The organism is Xylanivirga thermophila, assembly GCF_004138105.1.
In the GTDB taxonomy this organism is placed as follows: Bacteria; Bacillota; Clostridia; order Caldicoprobacterales; family Xylanivirgaceae; genus Xylanivirga; species Xylanivirga thermophila.
In genome coordinates this window covers 104059-119765 of record NZ_RXHQ01000002.1, presented here as the reverse complement: position 1 = coordinate 119765, position 15707 = coordinate 104059, and the positions used below count along the sequence as shown (strand labels likewise).

General features: G+C 37.9%; 14 protein-coding genes. 12 read left to right on the top strand and 2 right to left on the bottom strand.

Going from position 1 to position 15707, the window contains the following annotated elements; all coding sequences use genetic code 11:
* The first annotated feature begins 22 nt into the window (after positions 1–22).
* From tilS to EJN67_RS01660, 5 genes are all read left to right on the top strand, one after another.
* Positions 23–1432 (top strand): tRNA lysidine(34) synthetase TilS, encoded by a 1410-nt coding sequence (gene tilS / locus EJN67_RS01680; RefSeq protein ID WP_129721561.1) that lies wholly within the window; start codon positions 23–25, stop codon positions 1430–1432.
* 19 nt (positions 1433–1451) lie between these two features.
* Complete coding sequence (gene hpt, locus EJN67_RS01675) at positions 1452–1988, top strand: hypoxanthine phosphoribosyltransferase (RefSeq protein ID WP_394347500.1); 537 nt, start codon at positions 1452–1454, stop codon at positions 1986–1988.
* A 78-nt stretch (positions 1989–2066) separates the two neighbouring features.
* The gene (gene ftsH / locus EJN67_RS01670) at positions 2067–3947 is read left to right on the top strand and encodes an ATP-dependent zinc metalloprotease FtsH (protein ID WP_207207940.1); all 1881 of its coding nucleotides are present in this window, start codon (positions 2067–2069) and stop codon (positions 3945–3947) included.
* A 55-nt stretch (positions 3948–4002) separates the two neighbouring features.
* On the top strand, positions 4003–4500 hold the full coding sequence (locus EJN67_RS01665; protein WP_129721559.1) for an LURP-one-related/scramblase family protein: 498 nt from the start codon (positions 4003–4005) through the stop codon (positions 4498–4500).
* Positions 4501–4520: 20 nt separating this feature from the next.
* Positions 4521–5660 carry a THUMP domain-containing class I SAM-dependent RNA methyltransferase gene (locus EJN67_RS01660; protein WP_129721558.1) on the top strand — a complete coding sequence of 380 codons (1140 nt, stop codon included), beginning with the start codon at positions 4521–4523 and terminating at the stop codon, positions 5658–5660.
* A gap of 36 nt (positions 5661–5696) precedes the next feature.
* Here EJN67_RS01660 and EJN67_RS01655 read toward each other — a convergent pair whose 3' ends face one another.
* Positions 5697–7058 (bottom strand): hypothetical protein, encoded by a 1362-nt coding sequence (locus EJN67_RS01655; protein WP_129721557.1) that lies wholly within the window; start codon positions 7056–7058, stop codon positions 5697–5699.
* A gap of 165 nt (positions 7059–7223) precedes the next feature.
* Here EJN67_RS01655 and EJN67_RS01650 point away from each other — a divergent pair, with 165 nt between their 5' ends.
* From EJN67_RS01650 to radA, 6 genes are all read left to right on the top strand, one after another.
* Positions 7224–7850 carry a RecX family transcriptional regulator gene (locus EJN67_RS01650; protein ID WP_129721556.1) on the top strand — a complete coding sequence of 209 codons (627 nt, stop codon included), beginning with the start codon at positions 7224–7226 and terminating at the stop codon, positions 7848–7850.
* 73 nt (positions 7851–7923) lie between these two features.
* Positions 7924–8400, top strand: a complete 477-nt coding sequence (locus EJN67_RS01645) for a CtsR family transcriptional regulator (protein WP_129721555.1) — start codon at positions 7924–7926, stop codon at positions 8398–8400.
* 68 nt (positions 8401–8468) lie between these two features.
* Positions 8469–8975, top strand: a complete 507-nt coding sequence (locus EJN67_RS01640) for a UvrB/UvrC motif-containing protein (RefSeq protein ID WP_129721554.1) — start codon at positions 8469–8471, stop codon at positions 8973–8975.
* A gap of 15 nt (positions 8976–8990) precedes the next feature.
* Positions 8991–10019, top strand: coding sequence for a protein arginine kinase (locus EJN67_RS01635; protein ID WP_129721553.1), 1029 nt, complete (start codon positions 8991–8993; stop codon positions 10017–10019).
* 14 nt (positions 10020–10033) lie between these two features.
* Entirely contained in the window at positions 10034–12487 is a 2454-nt protein-coding gene (locus EJN67_RS01630) for an ATP-dependent Clp protease ATP-binding subunit (RefSeq protein WP_129721552.1), read from the top strand.
* Between the two features lie 124 nt (positions 12488–12611).
* Complete coding sequence (radA, locus tag EJN67_RS01625) at positions 12612–13994, top strand: DNA repair protein RadA (protein ID WP_129721551.1); 1383 nt, start codon at positions 12612–12614, stop codon at positions 13992–13994.
* Here radA and EJN67_RS01620 read toward each other — a convergent pair.
* Positions 13966–14361, bottom strand: coding sequence for a nucleoside triphosphate pyrophosphohydrolase family protein (locus EJN67_RS01620; RefSeq protein WP_129721550.1), 396 nt, complete (start codon positions 14359–14361; stop codon positions 13966–13968). The two genes, radA and EJN67_RS01620, sit on opposite strands and share 29 nt — an antisense overlap.
* A 332-nt stretch (positions 14362–14693) precedes the next feature.
* On the opposite strand from EJN67_RS01620, the gene EJN67_RS01615 reads away from it, so the two are divergent.
* Complete coding sequence (locus tag EJN67_RS01615) at positions 14694–15695, top strand: efflux RND transporter periplasmic adaptor subunit (protein WP_165000678.1); 1002 nt, start codon at positions 14694–14696, stop codon at positions 15693–15695.
* The last annotated feature ends 12 nt before the right edge of the window (positions 15696–15707 follow it).

The window sequence follows — 15707 nt, the reverse complement described above, 5'->3', positions numbered from 1 at the left end:
TTCGGGTTATTGAGGTGGTGTCGTGCTAGAAAAGGTTTTGGATACTATAAAGAAATATAATATGCTATGCTCAGGAGATAATGTAGTTGTCGGTGTATCAGGTGGGGCAGACTCTATGGCTTTATTACATATACTTAAAAGGTTTGAGCAATATCTTGATATCAAGGTATGTGCAGCGCATATACATCATGGTATACGTGGGCAGGATGCTGATAAGGATGCTGAGTTTGTGCATCAGATATCTAAAGAATGGGGCATCCCTTTTTTTTTGAAAAAGGCGGATATACCAGCTTTATCAGAGAAATGGCATATGTCTGAAGAAGAGACAGGGAGATGGGTACGTTATAGTTTTTTTGAAGAGGTTTGCCATGATACAGGTGCAAATAGGATAGCTTTGGCCCATCATAAGGATGATAATGCAGAGACAATATTGCACAATATCATAAGGGGGAGTGGGCTTAACGGATTAGCTGGTATTAGAGCAGTTCGTGATGAACATGTTATAAGGCCCCTTATAGAGATAGGCAGGGCGGAAATAGAGGAATATTGTAAAGAATATGATATATGTTTTAGACATGATTATACCAATGATGATATAAAATATACACGCAACCGCATTCGACATCAGCTTATTCCATATATACAAGAGAATTTTAATCCTAATTTTACAGACACTTTGATTCGAATGGGGCACATTGCAGCTGATGACGATGACTTTTTAATGGATTATGCACGTGGGGAGCTTGTTAAGCAGGCTATTGTAGAGGACAATGATATACGTTTGCCTTTGGATATTCTTTTGCAAATGCCAACTGCAATTCAGAGGCGAATGATTAGGCTGGCTGCCATGCATCTAATGGGTAGGGATTATGTTTTGGAATTGAGACATATTGATTCAATAATAGACTTGGTTAGATGTTCACAGGTAGGGGCTGTTATACATTTGCCTTTAGAATTAAGGGCCATTAAGGAGTATAATTTTTTTGTCTTACGAAAAGGTGTAAGTGATGGGAAGGTCTGTATACCACCTTTTATATATGAACTCAATATTCCTGGCGAGATATTTGTAAAGGAAATTGGCATGATGCTATCGGCACAGCGGGTACCTGAAATGAATAAAGGATTATGTAGCCCTTGGCATGTGTATATAGATGCTGATAGTATTTCACCTCCTTTAATAATACGTAATAGGCTTAAAGGAGATAAATTCAACCCTTTGGGGATGAAGGGCAGTAAAAAACTTAAAGATTATTTTATAGACAGAAAGATACCTAGGGAACAAAGATCAAAAGTGCCTTTGGTGGTAAGTGGTCAGCATATATTGTGGGTTGTTGGCTATCAGATAAGCAATAGTGCTAGAATACAAAAAGGTACCCAAAATATTGTTGCATTGGAAGCAAAAATGGTTAATAATCATAATATGAATGTTTAAAGAGTCGGAGGTATTAAAAGTGGAAAAAATAGGGCAAGTACTAATAGACGAACCTACTTTGAAAAAGAGAATAAGTGAGTTAGGTGCACAGATTACAGAGGATTACCGTGATAAGGATCTAATAGTGGTAGGTATTTTAAAAGGGGCGGTTATATTCTTATCCGACCTTGTAAAGGAGATAGATTTACCACTTAGTATGGATTTCATGGCGGTTTCAAGTTATGGATTATCTACCCATTCGTCAGGTGTAGTTAGAATATTAAAGGATTTGGACCAGGAGATAGAAGGCAAGGATGTGCTCATAGTTGAAGATATAGTAGATACTGGCCTTACGCTTCATTATTTGGTGGAAAATCTCAAATCTCGAAAACCAAATAGTCTAAAGATATGCTGTTGCCTTGATAAACCTTCTAGACGTGAAGTGCCGGTAAATGTAGACTATGTAGGTTTTGATATACCAGATGAGTTTGTGGTAGGATATGGTCTGGATTATGGAGAGAAATATCGCAATATACCACATATATGCGTACTTGATCCAGCAATTTATAAAAAGTAAATATTATTGCTTTTTACATGAAAATATGATAAAATTACAAACTACGGTAGTATATTTAAAAATGAAGGAGGGCTAAGATTGCGCAAATTTTTTAAGGGCCCAGGATTTTATCTTATCCTTTTGATTACAATTATCATTGTAGTTACAATGTTTGATATAGGCACTCAACAGGAAAAACTAAGCTATAAGGGACTGCTTGAAGAGATTAGAAATGACAATATAGCCAAGGTTCGTACCATTGACCGTACTGTCATAGGATTAAGGAAGAATTCCCGTATACCTGAGAGCAGTTTTCCGGATAAATATGATTTTCAATCATATCTTCCACCAGGTGATACGTTCGTTAATGATGTGAAGGCTATAGAGGCGGAGAAACCTCGTAACAAGGAAAAGGGTAAAACTCCAGAGACGATTGTTACTGCTGATTTTAGCTTTGATTGGGATATACAGCCACCACAGGAAGCACCTTGGTGGATTAGCATACTTCCATTTGCAGTACTTATAATACTTTTTGTTATATTCTGGGCTGTATTTATGCAGCAAGCTCAAGGTGGAGGTAATAAGGTAATGTCCTTTGGTAAGAGCCGTGCCCGAATGAGTACGCCTGATAAGCGAAAGGTAACATTTGATGATGTGGCAGGGGCAGATGAAGAAAAGGAAGAGCTTCAGGAGATAGTAGACTTTTTAAAAACGCCACGTAAATATCTCGAGTTGGGTGCACGTATACCTAAGGGTGTTTTATTAGTAGGACCTCCTGGAACCGGTAAGACATTATTGGCAAAAGCAGTAGCTGGAGAGGCGGGAGTGCCGTTCTTTACAATAAGCGGTTCTGATTTTGTAGAGATGTTTGTAGGTGTTGGTGCATCAAGGGTTAGGGATTTATTTGACCAAGCAAAAAAGAATTCTCCGTGTATAATTTTTATAGATGAGATAGATGCAGTTGGTAGACATCGTGGTGCTGGTTTGGGTGGCGGCCATGATGAACGAGAACAAACCTTAAATCAGTTGCTTGTTGAGATGGATGGATTTTCTACCAATGAGGGCATAATAATACTAGCAGCTACTAACAGACCAGATATATTGGATCCTGCGCTTTTAAGGCCTGGTAGATTTGATAGACAGGTAGTAGTAGGTGTTCCCGATGTAAAGGGAAGAGAAGCTATCCTTAAGGTACATTCAAAAGGCAAGCCCCTATCACCGGATGTTGATCTTAAGGTATTAGCCCAGAGGACACCTGGATTTACAGGTGCAGATCTTGAAAATATTATGAATGAGGCAGCTCTTTTGGCTGCAAGGAAGTCATTGCAAACTATAAATATGCCTGAGATTGAAGAGGCTATAAATAGGGTAATTGCCGGTCCTGAGAAAAAGAGCCGTATAATTACTGATAGGGATAAAAAATTAGTGGCATATCATGAGGCTGGGCATGCGGTGGTAGCAAAACTTTTGCCTACTGCAGATCCAGTTCATGAGATATCCATAGTACCCCGTGGTATGGCAGGAGGTTATACCTTGACTTTGCCTGAACATGATAAGTATTTTATATCAAAAACTGAGATGTTAGAGACTATTACTCAGCTATTAGGCGGTCGGGTAGCGGAAGGTCTAGTGTTAAATGATATAAGTTCAGGTGCTTCAAATGATATTGAGAGGGCTACTAAAATAGCCCGGCAGATGGTTACTGAGTATGGTATGAGTGATACATTAGGCCCCATATCATATGGTAATAAGCATGAAGAAGTATTTTTAGGCAGGGACTTTGGTACACAGCGTAATTACAGTGAAGATGTTGCTGCTGTTATTGATAAGGAAGTAAAAAATATTGTACAGCAAGGCTATGAGAAGGCTGAGAAGCTGTTACGGGAAAATATAGATAAACTACACAAAGTGGCGCAAACTCTTATTGAAAAAGAAAAACTTACTAGAGAAGAGTTTGAAGAGATATTCGCAACTGCTTAGATAAAAAACGATGCCAAAAGGCATCGTTTTTTTACCAATAGAAATGGGGGAGTGTATGAGATTTATAGTACGGCAAAAGATATTTGCTTTGGGAGATGATTTTACCATAAAAGATGATCATGGGAATGATTGTTTTTTAGTAAGGGGACAGGTGTTTAGCTTTGGTAATAAGCTGCGTATGTATGATATGTCCGGGCGGGAGCTCATATATATTGAGCAGGAATTATTTCATCTTCTACCCCAATATAATATATATTATATTGGCAATCCCATGGCTAAAGTAAAAAAAGAGTTTACTTTTTTTAGACCTAGTTTCAGTATATTTAGTGATGTGGGGAATTACAGCATAGAGGGTGATTTCTTTTGCATGGATTTTTCTGTGCTTAAGGATGGTAGGCAAGTAGCAAAAGTGTCTAAAAAGTGGCTTTCATGGAGCGATACCTATGGAGTAGCTATCATGGATAAAGAAAATTATGCCTTTATATTGGCATTAGTTATAGTAATAGACCAGGTGTTGCACGATAATAATGCAAGTAACAATGGACAAAATTAAAACTGAGGTGTTAAATGGGCATGAGTAAATTTGAGTTTATAGCTACTGCTACTTTCGGTCTGGAATCGGTTGTGGCCAAGGAGCTTAGAAATTTAGGATATAATGATCTTAAGATAGAGAATGCAAAGGTTACTTTTAAAGCAGACTTGTTTGCCATATGTAGATGTAATCTATGGCTAAGATCAGCTGATAGACTTCTCATAAAGATGGGTGAATTTTCTGCTGTTACATTTGAAGAGCTTTTTGAGGGTACCAAGGCCCTTCCTTGGGAGAATATGTTGCCGATAGATGCAAATTTTCCTGTACAGGGTAAGGCTGTAAAGTCAAAGCTTATGAGTGTACCAGATTGTCAGGCTATTGTAAAAAAGGCTATAGTAGAGCGATTAAAGACTAAATATAAAAAAGAGTGGTTTGAAGAGGATGGACCGGTTTTTCCTATAGAGGTATCTTTGCTTAAAGATATAGCTGTTTTGACTATAGATACTAGTGGGCCAGGTCTGCATAAGAGGGGATACAGAGAGCTGGCCAGTCAGGCACCACTTAAGGAGACTTTGGCAGCGGCACTTGTGCAGATAAGTTATTGGAATGCGAATAGATTGCTTATTGATCCCCTCTGTGGTTCTGGTACTATTCCCATTGAGGCAGCTATGATAGGCAAAAATATGGCTCCAGGTATTAATAGATCCTTTATTTGTGAGAAGTGGCCTTGGTTAGAGGATCGATTATGGAAAGATGCTAGAATGGAAGCAGAGGATAGTATAAAAAGAGATGGAGATATAAAGATACTTGGATCCGATATAGATGGGAGAGTGTTAAGAATAGCTCGACATAATGCAACTTTAGCTGGAGTAGATGATTGTGTTTTTTTCCAGAAGCTACCCGTTGAGGAGTTACGCTCCAGTAAAAAATATGGATGTATAATATGTAATCCTCCCTATGGTCAAAGATTGGGTGAGAGATGGGAGGTAGAGGAACTCTATCGCAATATGGGTAAGGTATTTAAGGAATTTGATACTTGGTCTATATATGTATTAACTGCACATGAGGGCTTTGAACGGTTGTTTGGTAGAAAAGCCAGTAAGAAGCGCAAATTGTATAATGGAAGAATAAAAGTTGATTATTATCAGTTTTTTGGGCCACCGCCACCGTTTCAAAATTAAAATGGAATAGGGTTTAAACCCTATTCCATTTTAATTTTACTGTTCTTTATATTGAGAATAGCCAAATGAATGGTTTATAATGGCATCTTCCAGTTTTTCATTATCCTTTGCATCTTCATTGCTAATATCTAAATCCCCGGGCATCAGATTTGAAAATCCTATTAATCCATATCCAGCTTCAAAGGTACGTGTCTCAATATAAGTATCTTTGTAATAACCTTTTGTGTCAGGAACGGTATACTTAACCTTTATTCTTTGACCATCAGCCTCTTCTATAGTAGCCTTTAGTTTATGTGTTTTTCCATCTATCTTTATTTCTTGTTCCCAGGTATTTCCCTTTTCAAAGGGAAGTTTTAATATTACTAATTCATTTAGTTTAGAATTTAATTCATCTTTTTTAGTGCGCTCATTCGATAATACCTTTTCCATTATGGTACCTTTTGTATAGTCTATGGAATATTGTATTTCAAATTTATCTGGGGTACCTACGCCGTCATCATATACCCCGTTAAATTGGTATACTGCCTTTTCTTGATCTGCAGATACCTTTGTTAGCTTACCATTATGGCCATATTCGGCATATCCAAAGAATCCTAGCTCTTTATCAATGGGCGGGAGATATTTATTGATTTCGACCTTTTCGCTAAATCCAGTCATAGGATAATATAGCCCATATCCCATTGTGAAATTTTGTTTTTTATCCTTTGGATCCACATATAATTTTTCAAAGGATATTACGCCTACCCCTTCTTTTATCTCCCGCCTTTCATAATAATCACTGTTCTTGTCTTTATACGTGACAACATATATTTTTTTATCCTGTTCAGATTTCACATCATCAATGGAAGATTCTAATTCTATTATATTTCCATCTTTATCTTTTACCTTCTGAGTCCATTTAGTTTCCTTTTCAAGGGGCGTTCGAATAAGCTCCATCTCATCAAAGGTATCCATTAGCATATTACCTTTTTTCTTCTGTATAACCGTATTTGAGTTTATAATATATTCTGCTTCGAATGAAAAGTCATTTTTAGATTCTCCGTCTGACATATCATCTACTTTGCCTTCAATTTTATAAATTACGCTGTCCTTATTTTTTTCAATAGTTTTTAGCGTCATATTATGCCCATATTCTACCGAACCATCGTATGTCCAATGGTAGTTTTCTTTATATGGAAACAATCCAGTCAGCCTCTTTATCGAGTCATTATTTTCATTACTATCTTTGTTTTCCCCATCAATATCCTTTTCATTATTTGTTTGCTTTTCATTATCCTTGATTTCTACCTTTTCTATATCTGCCCCAGGAGAACGCATTACCTTTTGATTCACACACCCTGCCAATATGGTAAAAAGCAGTATTATGGATAATGTTAAGATTCCATATCGCTTTGTCATATATTTCTACCTCCTTTGATCTAATAACAATACATCTATATTCATATTATACCTATAAATCCTTTCAATACCATGACTTTATTATAAAAAAAGTATTAAGTTTTTGCCAATAAGGATTAAAATATTGTATTATATGGGTATGGATATATTAGAAAGGGTGGTTAGATGTCATCCATAACCGATATAAGGGCGCAAAAAAGGCATAAGGAATGGTATAATATCTATATAGATGATGAATTTGCATTTTCAATTCAGGATGAATTGATAGTAAGATACAATCTTAAAATAGGCATGGAAGTTGACCAGGATAGCTTAAAAAAGATGGTTGCCGAAAATAATCGGAAGAAGGCCTTTGACAGGGCTTTAGGATATCTTTCCCATAATATGCATACAGAGAAGCAAGTAACCCAGTATTTAGAGGGTAAAGGATTTGATGATAAATCTATAGATTATGCAATAGAAAAGCTTAAGGAATATGACTTGGTAGATGATATGCAATATGCCGTTGCTTGGATTAAAAATTCCATTGTAGGTAAGCCTAAGGGTAAAAGGATGCTCATGTATGAGCTAGGGCAAAAGGGTATACCAGATACAATAGCTAGATTAGCACTAGATACGATGGATGAAGATACTGAAAAGGAACAAGCAAAAAAATTAGCGGATAAATATATGAAAAAATATACTTCTTTGGATGATAGAAGGCGTAGGCAAAAGGTGGGACAGGCCATGGCAAGGCGTGGCTTTGATTGGGAGATTATAAGATGGGCTATCGATAATTGGGCTGATGAGTAGCTTGATTTTAATTATAAAAGGATATATAATATAAAACAAGGTCAAAGAAGGTCAAGGACAGAGAGGTGGTATTATGGCACGTTTAAGCGATATAATAGAGGATTTTTTAAAAGTATTGTTGGAAGAGAGCAATGGGGAGCTTGAGATTCAGCGCAATGAGCTTGCAGATTATTTCGAATGTGCTCCTTCCCAAATCAATTATGTATTAGCTACCCGTTTTTCTTTAGACAGGGGATACTATATTGAGAGCAGAAGGGGAGGCGGTGGTTATATAAGGATTATCCATTTGGACATAGAGGATGATGATTATATATTAGATCTTATAACCAACCGTATAGGTGCTAAGCTTTCTCAACAGGAGACATATAATATAATAGACAGGATGGAAGAAAAGGAGATAGTTACGCCTAGGGAAGCTGTTTTGATGAAATATGCCCTTCAGGACAAGGCTATAGCCCTGCCTTCTTCATTAAAGGACAATATACGTGCTGGAATATTGAAATCCATGCTTACTGCCATATTGGCCTTTCAAAGTAGTGATAATGAATAATATTTTTATTTTATTAGTGTGTATACTGGTATAGATATGGTTATTATAATCTAAGAGGAGGGATTTGGATGTTATGCCAAGATTGTAATAAAAGGCCGGCTACTGTACATCTCACAAAGGTAATAAATAATCAGCGAACTGATTTGTACTTATGCCAGGAATGTGCTCGAAAAAGAGGGGATATAAGCGTATTTACACCATTTAGTATAAACGACTTATTAGCTAGTTTTCTAGATATGGGCAATTCATCTGCTTCCTTAGGCAAAGAAGATATGCAAAAATGTAATACCTGTGGTATGAATTATGCCCAGTTTAAAAAGACCAGCAGGCTAGGATGTGAGGATTGCTATAAACAGTTTCAAACCGATCTTGATCCCATTTTAAAAAGGATGCAGGCGGGAGTTGAGCATAATGGTAAAGTGCCTAAAAGGGCGGGGATTGATCTACGCCTAAAGCGTAAGATCCAAGAACTTAAAGGAAATCTTGATAAGGCAGTAAAGCATGAAGAATTTGAGGAAGCAGCCCGCATTAGGGACGAGATAAGGGCGTTGGAAAAACAGATAAAGAATGGATAAGAGGGGATGACAGGTATGAGCTGGATAACAGACGATGGACCTTTAGGTGATGTGGTTATAAGCAGCAGAATAAGGCTAGCCAGAAACATATCGGGAGTAAAATTTCCATCATCATTGGATCAGGAAGGTGCAAGTTATGTAATAAACAGCGTAGAAAAAAGTATAATGGATACCAATTCCACATTAAGCGGACATTTTAAATCCATTGTGATGAAGGATTTATCTCCCCTAGATAGAAATATTCTTGTGGAAAAACATCTTATAAGTCCTGATCTGGCTGATAAACCTGATATATCGGCTGTTATGATAGATGATAGGGAAGAAATCAGTATAATGATAAATGAAGAGGATCATATAAGGATGCAATCAATTACTCCAGGATTTTCACTCAATGATTCTTGGAATGTGTTGGATAAGATTGATGATCTTATAGAAGAAAATGTTCCGTATGCATTTGATGAAAGATTGGGCTATCTTACTGCTTGTCCTACCAATGTAGGTACAGGAATGAGGGCGTCGGTAATGATGCATCTGCCAGGGTTGGTATATGCAGGTCAAATGGGGCCCATGCTTCAGACAATATCTAAAATTGGTCTTACCTTGCGTGGACTTTATGGCGAAGGTAGTGAAGCGCTAGGCAATATATACCAAATGTCTAATCAAGTTACTTTAGGGCCATCAGAACATGAGATAATAAACAATATAAATATAGTAGCCAAACAGATAATAGAGAAGGAGAGGGCTACTAGGCAGGCATTGGCTCAGGCAAATGGAGTAGATCTCGATGACAACATATGGCGTGCATTTGGCATATTACGATATGCACAAAAACTGAATTTAAAAGAATTTATGGCACTTATATCCCAAATACGTTTAGGTATTGCTCTGGGGAAAATAGATGCCATTGCTTTAAACGATATAAATAGGATTATGATAATGGTTCAACCGGCCAATATACAGAAATATGCCCTGTCAACTCTTAAGGTAGAGGATATGGATGTGGCAAGGGCACATATAGTACGAGAAATGTTTTCGAAGTTATAAGGAGGGAAATATAGATGGCGTTTTTTGGAAGATTTACAGAACGGGCCCAAAGGTCTCTCATATATGCACAGGAAGAAGCCAGGGCTTTAGGTCATAATTATGTAGGAACGGAACATCTATTATTGGGACTTCTTAGGGAAGACCAGGGAGTGGCTGCCCAGGTGCTTAGTCAGCAGGGAGTAAATATAGATGATGTACGTGAGGAGATAGAAGAACTGCTTGGCAAGGGCGATTTTAAATTTGATCAATCATTTGGATATACGCCTAGGAGCAAGAGGATTATGGAGCTTAGCTTTTATGAAGCACGTAATTTAGGTCACAATTATGTAGGAACGGAGCATCTTCTTTTAGCCCTTATAAGGGAAGGTGAAGGTGTTGGTATAAGAATACTCAAAGATTTAGGGATAGATCTACAGATGTTGAGGGAACAGGTGATAAATATACTTCGCGAGGAGGGCGTAGAATCAAACAACCGAAGTGGAAGGGGCAAGAGTAATACTCCAACCCTTGATCAATTCGGTAGGGATCTTACAGATGCTGCCAGAGAAGGCAAGTTAGACCCTGTAATAGGTCGGGATAAGGAGATACAACGGGTCATACAGATACTTAGTCGGCGTACAAAAAATAATCCTGTGCTAATAGGGGAGCCAGGTGTGGGTAAGACTGCCATAGCTGAAGGACTGGCCCAGCGCATAGTTGAAGGGAATATCCCAGAGCTTTTAAGAGATAAAAGGCTTGTTACACTGGATCTTTCAGGCATGGTGGCAGGTGCAAAATATCGAGGAGAGTTTGAAGAACGACTGAAAACAGTTATGGCAGAGATAAAAAAGGCCAATGATATTATACTGTTTATAGATGAGATGCACACCATCATAGGGGCGGGAGCTGCAGAAGGGGCTATAGATGCATCGAATATACTAAAACCTGCATTGTCTAGAGGGGAGATCCAGGCTATTGGTGCAACAACAATAGATGAATATAGAAAGTATGTAGAAAAGGACCCTGCACTTGAAAGACGTTTTCAGCCTGTAACGGTGGGTGAACCTTCAAAAGAGGAAAGTGTGCAGATACTTCTTGGTCTTAGGGATAAATATGAGGCTCATCATAAGGTACGTATTACCGATGAGGCCATAGAGGCAGCGGTTAATCTATCAGATAGGTATATAACGGATAGGTATTTACCAGATAAAGCTATCGATCTTATCGATGAGGCTGCATCTCGGGTGAGATTGCAGGCTTTTACAGCACCTCCAAAGATAAAAGAGCTTGAAGATAGGTTGGAGAACTTAAAAAAGGAAAAAGAAGAAGCTGTAATGAACCAAAATTATGAAAAAGCTGCCCAGATGAGGGATGAAGAGCAACAGGTAAGGGAGCAAATAGAACAGGAAAAGGAAAAATGGAAGAAGAAAAATGGTGGCAATAGTGAAACAGTTGGAGAAGAGGATATAGCCCATATTGTGTCCAGTTGGACCGGTATTCCGGTAGTAAGGCTTACTGAGGATGAGGCAGAGAGACTTTTAAATATGGAAGCCATACTCCATAGCCGTGTGATAGGACAGGAAGAGGCGGTTAAAGCGGTATCAAGGGCTATAAGGCGTGCTAGGGCAGGCCTTAAGGATCCCCACAGACCCATTGGTTCTTTTATATTCTTAGGACCAACAGGTGTTGGAAAAACTGAATTATGCAAGGCTTTGGCTGAAGCATTATTTGGTGATGAAGATGCTATGGTGCGTATAGATATGTCAGAATATATGGAGAAGTACTCCGTATCTCGCTTGGTAGGATCTCCTCCTGGTTATGTAGGGTATGAAGAGGGGGGACAGCTTACTGAGCAGATAAGACGTAAACCTTATTCAGTAATATTGTTTGATGAGGTGGAAAAGGCCCATCCCGATGTATTTAATATTTTACTTCAGATATTGGAGGATGGACGACTTACTGATTCCCAAGGACGTACGGTTGATTTTAGAAATACTGTAATAGTACTTACCTCCAATGTAGGTGCCCATACCATGAGAAAGCAGACTACCCTAGGATTTGCTGTCGATGATGACAGGGCACAGGGCGAATATGAGCGTATGAAGGAGAATGTACTTGAAGAGTTAAAGCGTACCTTCAGACCTGAATTTTTAAATAGACTGGATGAGATTATAGTATTCCATTCTCTAGAACAGCAACACATAAGACGAATTGTAGACTTAATGCTCAAAAACGTGGCAAAGCGTCTTGAAGAGAAGGATATTCATATAGAGGTAACTGATGCAGTAAAGGATTATATGGCTCAGGAGGGATTTGACCCAGTATATGGCGCTAGACCATTAAGGAGAACAATACAGAGGTTATTAGAGGATAATATAGCAGAAGAGATACTTGCAGGTAGGATAAAAGTAGGGGATAAGGTATTAGTAGACGTAAAAGAAGGAAAGCTTACATTCAATAATGCTGCAAAAGAGCTATTAAATTCCTAACCTCATCGAGCAAAGGACGGATTATTTATCTGTCATTTGCTCGATTTTTTTGTGTTTTCATATTTTTACTGGGGTTTATGGTATAATATTAATATTAATGATTAATAGCGATGGAGGCGTATTTATGGCAAAGGTAAAGAGGGTTTTCATATGCCAGGAATGTGGTTATGAATCGCCAAAATGGATGGGGAAGTGTCCTTCCTGTGAGCAGTGGAATACAATGGTTGAAGAAATTCAAAAACCTGAATCTGCTCAAAGAAATATAGGAATAGGTTCTTTTTCCACATCTCATCCCCAGAGCATAAATAATATATCCATAGAGAATGAGGAGCGATATAAAACGGGCATTGATGAATTGGACAGGGTATTAGGTGGAGGTATAGTAAAGGGCTCGTTAATATTAATAGGTGGAGATCCAGGTATAGGAAAATCTACTTTGCTGCTTCAGATATGTAATATTCTAGGTCAAAGACATGGTACCGTATTGTATGTATCTGGCGAAGAATCGACTAAACAGATAAAAATAAGGGCAAATCGATTAGATGTGGATGGGAGAGGCATATACATTATATCTGAAACCAATTTGGAGACCATATTAGAGCATATAAGATCGGTACAACCTGCCTTCTTAATAATAGATTCCATACAAACCATATTCAATTCCCAATTGTCATCGGCTCCTGGAAGTGTGAGCCAAGTAAGGGAGTGTACAGCTGCTTTTATGAATGTAGCAAAAACAAATGATATTGCCACATTTGTAGTTGGACATGTTACTAAAGAAGGTTCCATTGCAGGGCCTAGGGTTCTAGAGCATATGGTGGATACGGTGTTATATTTTGAAGGAGAGAGGCATCATACATATAGAATTTTGCGCAGCGTAAAAAATCGCTTTGGATCCACTAATGAAATAGGGCTATTTGAAATGCGCGACAGGGGTTTAGTAGAGGTGCAAAATCCTTCTGAACTTATGCTCTCCGGCAGAACGAATGGTGTATCGGGTTCTGTAGTATTGTGCAGTATAGAAGGCACTCGGCCTATGCTGGTGGAAATACAGGCTCTAGTCAGTACTACTGCCTTTGGCATGGCTCGCCGCATGTCTACCGGGATAGATTATAACAGGGTGGTGCTGCTTATGGCAGTACTAGAGAAAAAAGTAGGCATGCAGCTTTATAATCAGGATACCTACGTAAATGTGGCAGGTGGGCTTAAAATAGATGAACCTGCAGCTGATTTGGCGGTCATAGCTGCAATTGCCTCTAGCTTTAGAAATATAGCCATACCGCCAAATATAGTGGTTATGGGTGAAGTAGGCCTTACCGGAGAGGTAAGGGGCATAAGTCAGGTAGAAAAGAGGATCAGTGAATGTGCAAAGCTGGGTTTTGATACATGTGTAATTCCCGGCGATAGCTTGAAGGGTATCAAGCAAAATAAAAATATAAACATTGTCGGTGTTGACAATGTTTCAGAGGCATTGAATGTTATTTTAGGTGGAACTTCCCCAAGGTAGACAAATCTTTTTGTTCGTTTAGTATGACATCATATATATTTATATCCAATGTTTCAGCTAGGCTAACTAGATAGAAGAGATTATTCCCCAATTCTTTTTCTATAATGCTTCGGCAGTTATCACAGAGCTCTCCTTCTATATGGCTATCCATAAATTGTTGTAGTTGTTCTAATGTTGCATCGTCTGGAATTTGTTGACGTTGTGCATTAATACTTATACAGCCACAGCTGGTTACCGATTTGGCTATTGCCCTGTTGACACGTGCATTTGACTCTTGATATTTTGACAATAGGTCTACTATGCTCCTGTGTCTAGTCAGTAATTGTGAAACTGTTGTTTGAAAATCATCATATAGTATACCATCCATTGTATCGACCATCCCCTCAAATATTTACAAAATTTCACTGGCATAATTTTATTATATAGCTTTATTTTTCTTTGTCAATGGTCAACTTATTTGGAAAATTAAAAAGGCCCTCAAAAACTTGAGAGCCTTTTATGTAAGGGGTTTGGGGGTTTGGGTAACTTACATTATTTATATTAACCAATTTTCAGAATATTAAACATATAAACATAAAAATTTTATTATGGATAAATGGAAGTGTGAATACCTATTCTGGAAAATATTACTTGAAAAATATATCCTATGATGTTACAATTTGAGTGAACAAAATATTTAATATATTGGGGGTGTATTATTTGCAATTGCATAAGAATCCTTGTATATTACTTATTCTCATCATTTTTATAAGCTTTTTATCTGGATGCAATTTTATACCGGAAGAAGAAGAGGCCCTTGCACCTCCTCTGGTAAAACCCAAAAGAGAAGAATATGAACTATACGAAGTACAAAAAAAGGATATTACGAATTATGTAAAAGGCAGTGGCAATTTAGTGGCTTCTGAAGAGAAGGCATTATTTTTTAAACAATCAGGGAGTAGGCTAAAAGATATAGATGCTAAGGTTGGGAGAGAGGTAAAAAAGGGGGATGTATTGGGGAGATTAGATACGGGAGATTTGGATACTCGTATTAAACTACAGGAATATGCCCTTAAAAAGGCAGAATTGAATCTTGCAAGGCTTAAAGAGGAGAGCGGGGATAGATATTCTATAGAATCGGCAAAATTAGATGTATTGAGCAATAAGCTATTACTGGATGATCTAAAAAAGGAAATGGACAATTCTTTATTAATTGCGCCAATGGATGGCGTGGTTACATTTGTTGATAATCTAAGCGAAGGAGACATGGTGGAAGCATATAAGAGGATAATAACCATATCGGATCCTAAAAAGCTGAGAGTGTACTATCAATCCAATGATGTTAATAAGGTAAAAGCCGGGATGGAGGCGGAAATACGCATTAAAGGACAGGCATATACTGGGGAAGTAGTATTATCTCCCGATAATATACCAAAAGATGCCCACGAGTCTCTTAAAAATGCTATTATAATAGATGTAAAAGATTTGCCCCAAGATGCAAAGATGGGGGATTTAGCGGAGATATCTATTCCTATAGAAACCAGGCAAGGTGTTTTAGTTATTCCTAAACGGGCATTAAAGCAATATATGGGTGGCAACACAGTGCAGATAATAGAAGGTGAAAGCAAAAAGGAGCTAGATGTGGAGATAGGAATACAGACTCCTACTGAAGTAGAGATTATTTCAGGTCTTGAGGAAGGACAAAAGGTAATATTAAGGTAGGAGGAGGATAGA

Bases quoted from the DNA above. Each gene is read 5' to 3' on its own strand.
- EJN67_RS01665 (WP_129721559.1), top strand. From the start codon at position 4,003: ATGAGATTTATAGTACGGCAAAAGATATTTGCTTTGGGAGATGATTTT.
- EJN67_RS01660 (WP_129721558.1), top strand. From the start codon at position 4,521: ATGAGTAAATTTGAGTTTATAGCTACTGCTACTTTCGGTCTGGAATCG.
- EJN67_RS01655 (WP_129721557.1), bottom strand. From the start codon at position 7,058: ATGACAAAGCGATATGGAATCTTAACATTATCCATAATACTGCTTTTT.
- EJN67_RS01650 (WP_129721556.1), top strand. From the start codon at position 7,224: ATGTCATCCATAACCGATATAAGGGCGCAAAAAAGGCATAAGGAATGG.
- EJN67_RS01645 (WP_129721555.1), top strand. From the start codon at position 7,924: ATGGCACGTTTAAGCGATATAATAGAGGATTTTTTAAAAGTATTGTTG.
- EJN67_RS01640 (WP_129721554.1), top strand. From the start codon at position 8,469: ATGTTATGCCAAGATTGTAATAAAAGGCCGGCTACTGTACATCTCACA.
- EJN67_RS01635 (WP_129721553.1), top strand. From the start codon at position 8,991: ATGAGCTGGATAACAGACGATGGACCTTTAGGTGATGTGGTTATAAGC.
- EJN67_RS01630 (WP_129721552.1), top strand. From the start codon at position 10,034: ATGGCGTTTTTTGGAAGATTTACAGAACGGGCCCAAAGGTCTCTCATA.
- radA (WP_129721551.1), top strand. From the start codon at position 12,612: ATGGCAAAGGTAAAGAGGGTTTTCATATGCCAGGAATGTGGTTATGAA.
- EJN67_RS01620 (WP_129721550.1), bottom strand. From the start codon at position 14,361: ATGGATGGTATACTATATGATGATTTTCAAACAACAGTTTCACAATTA.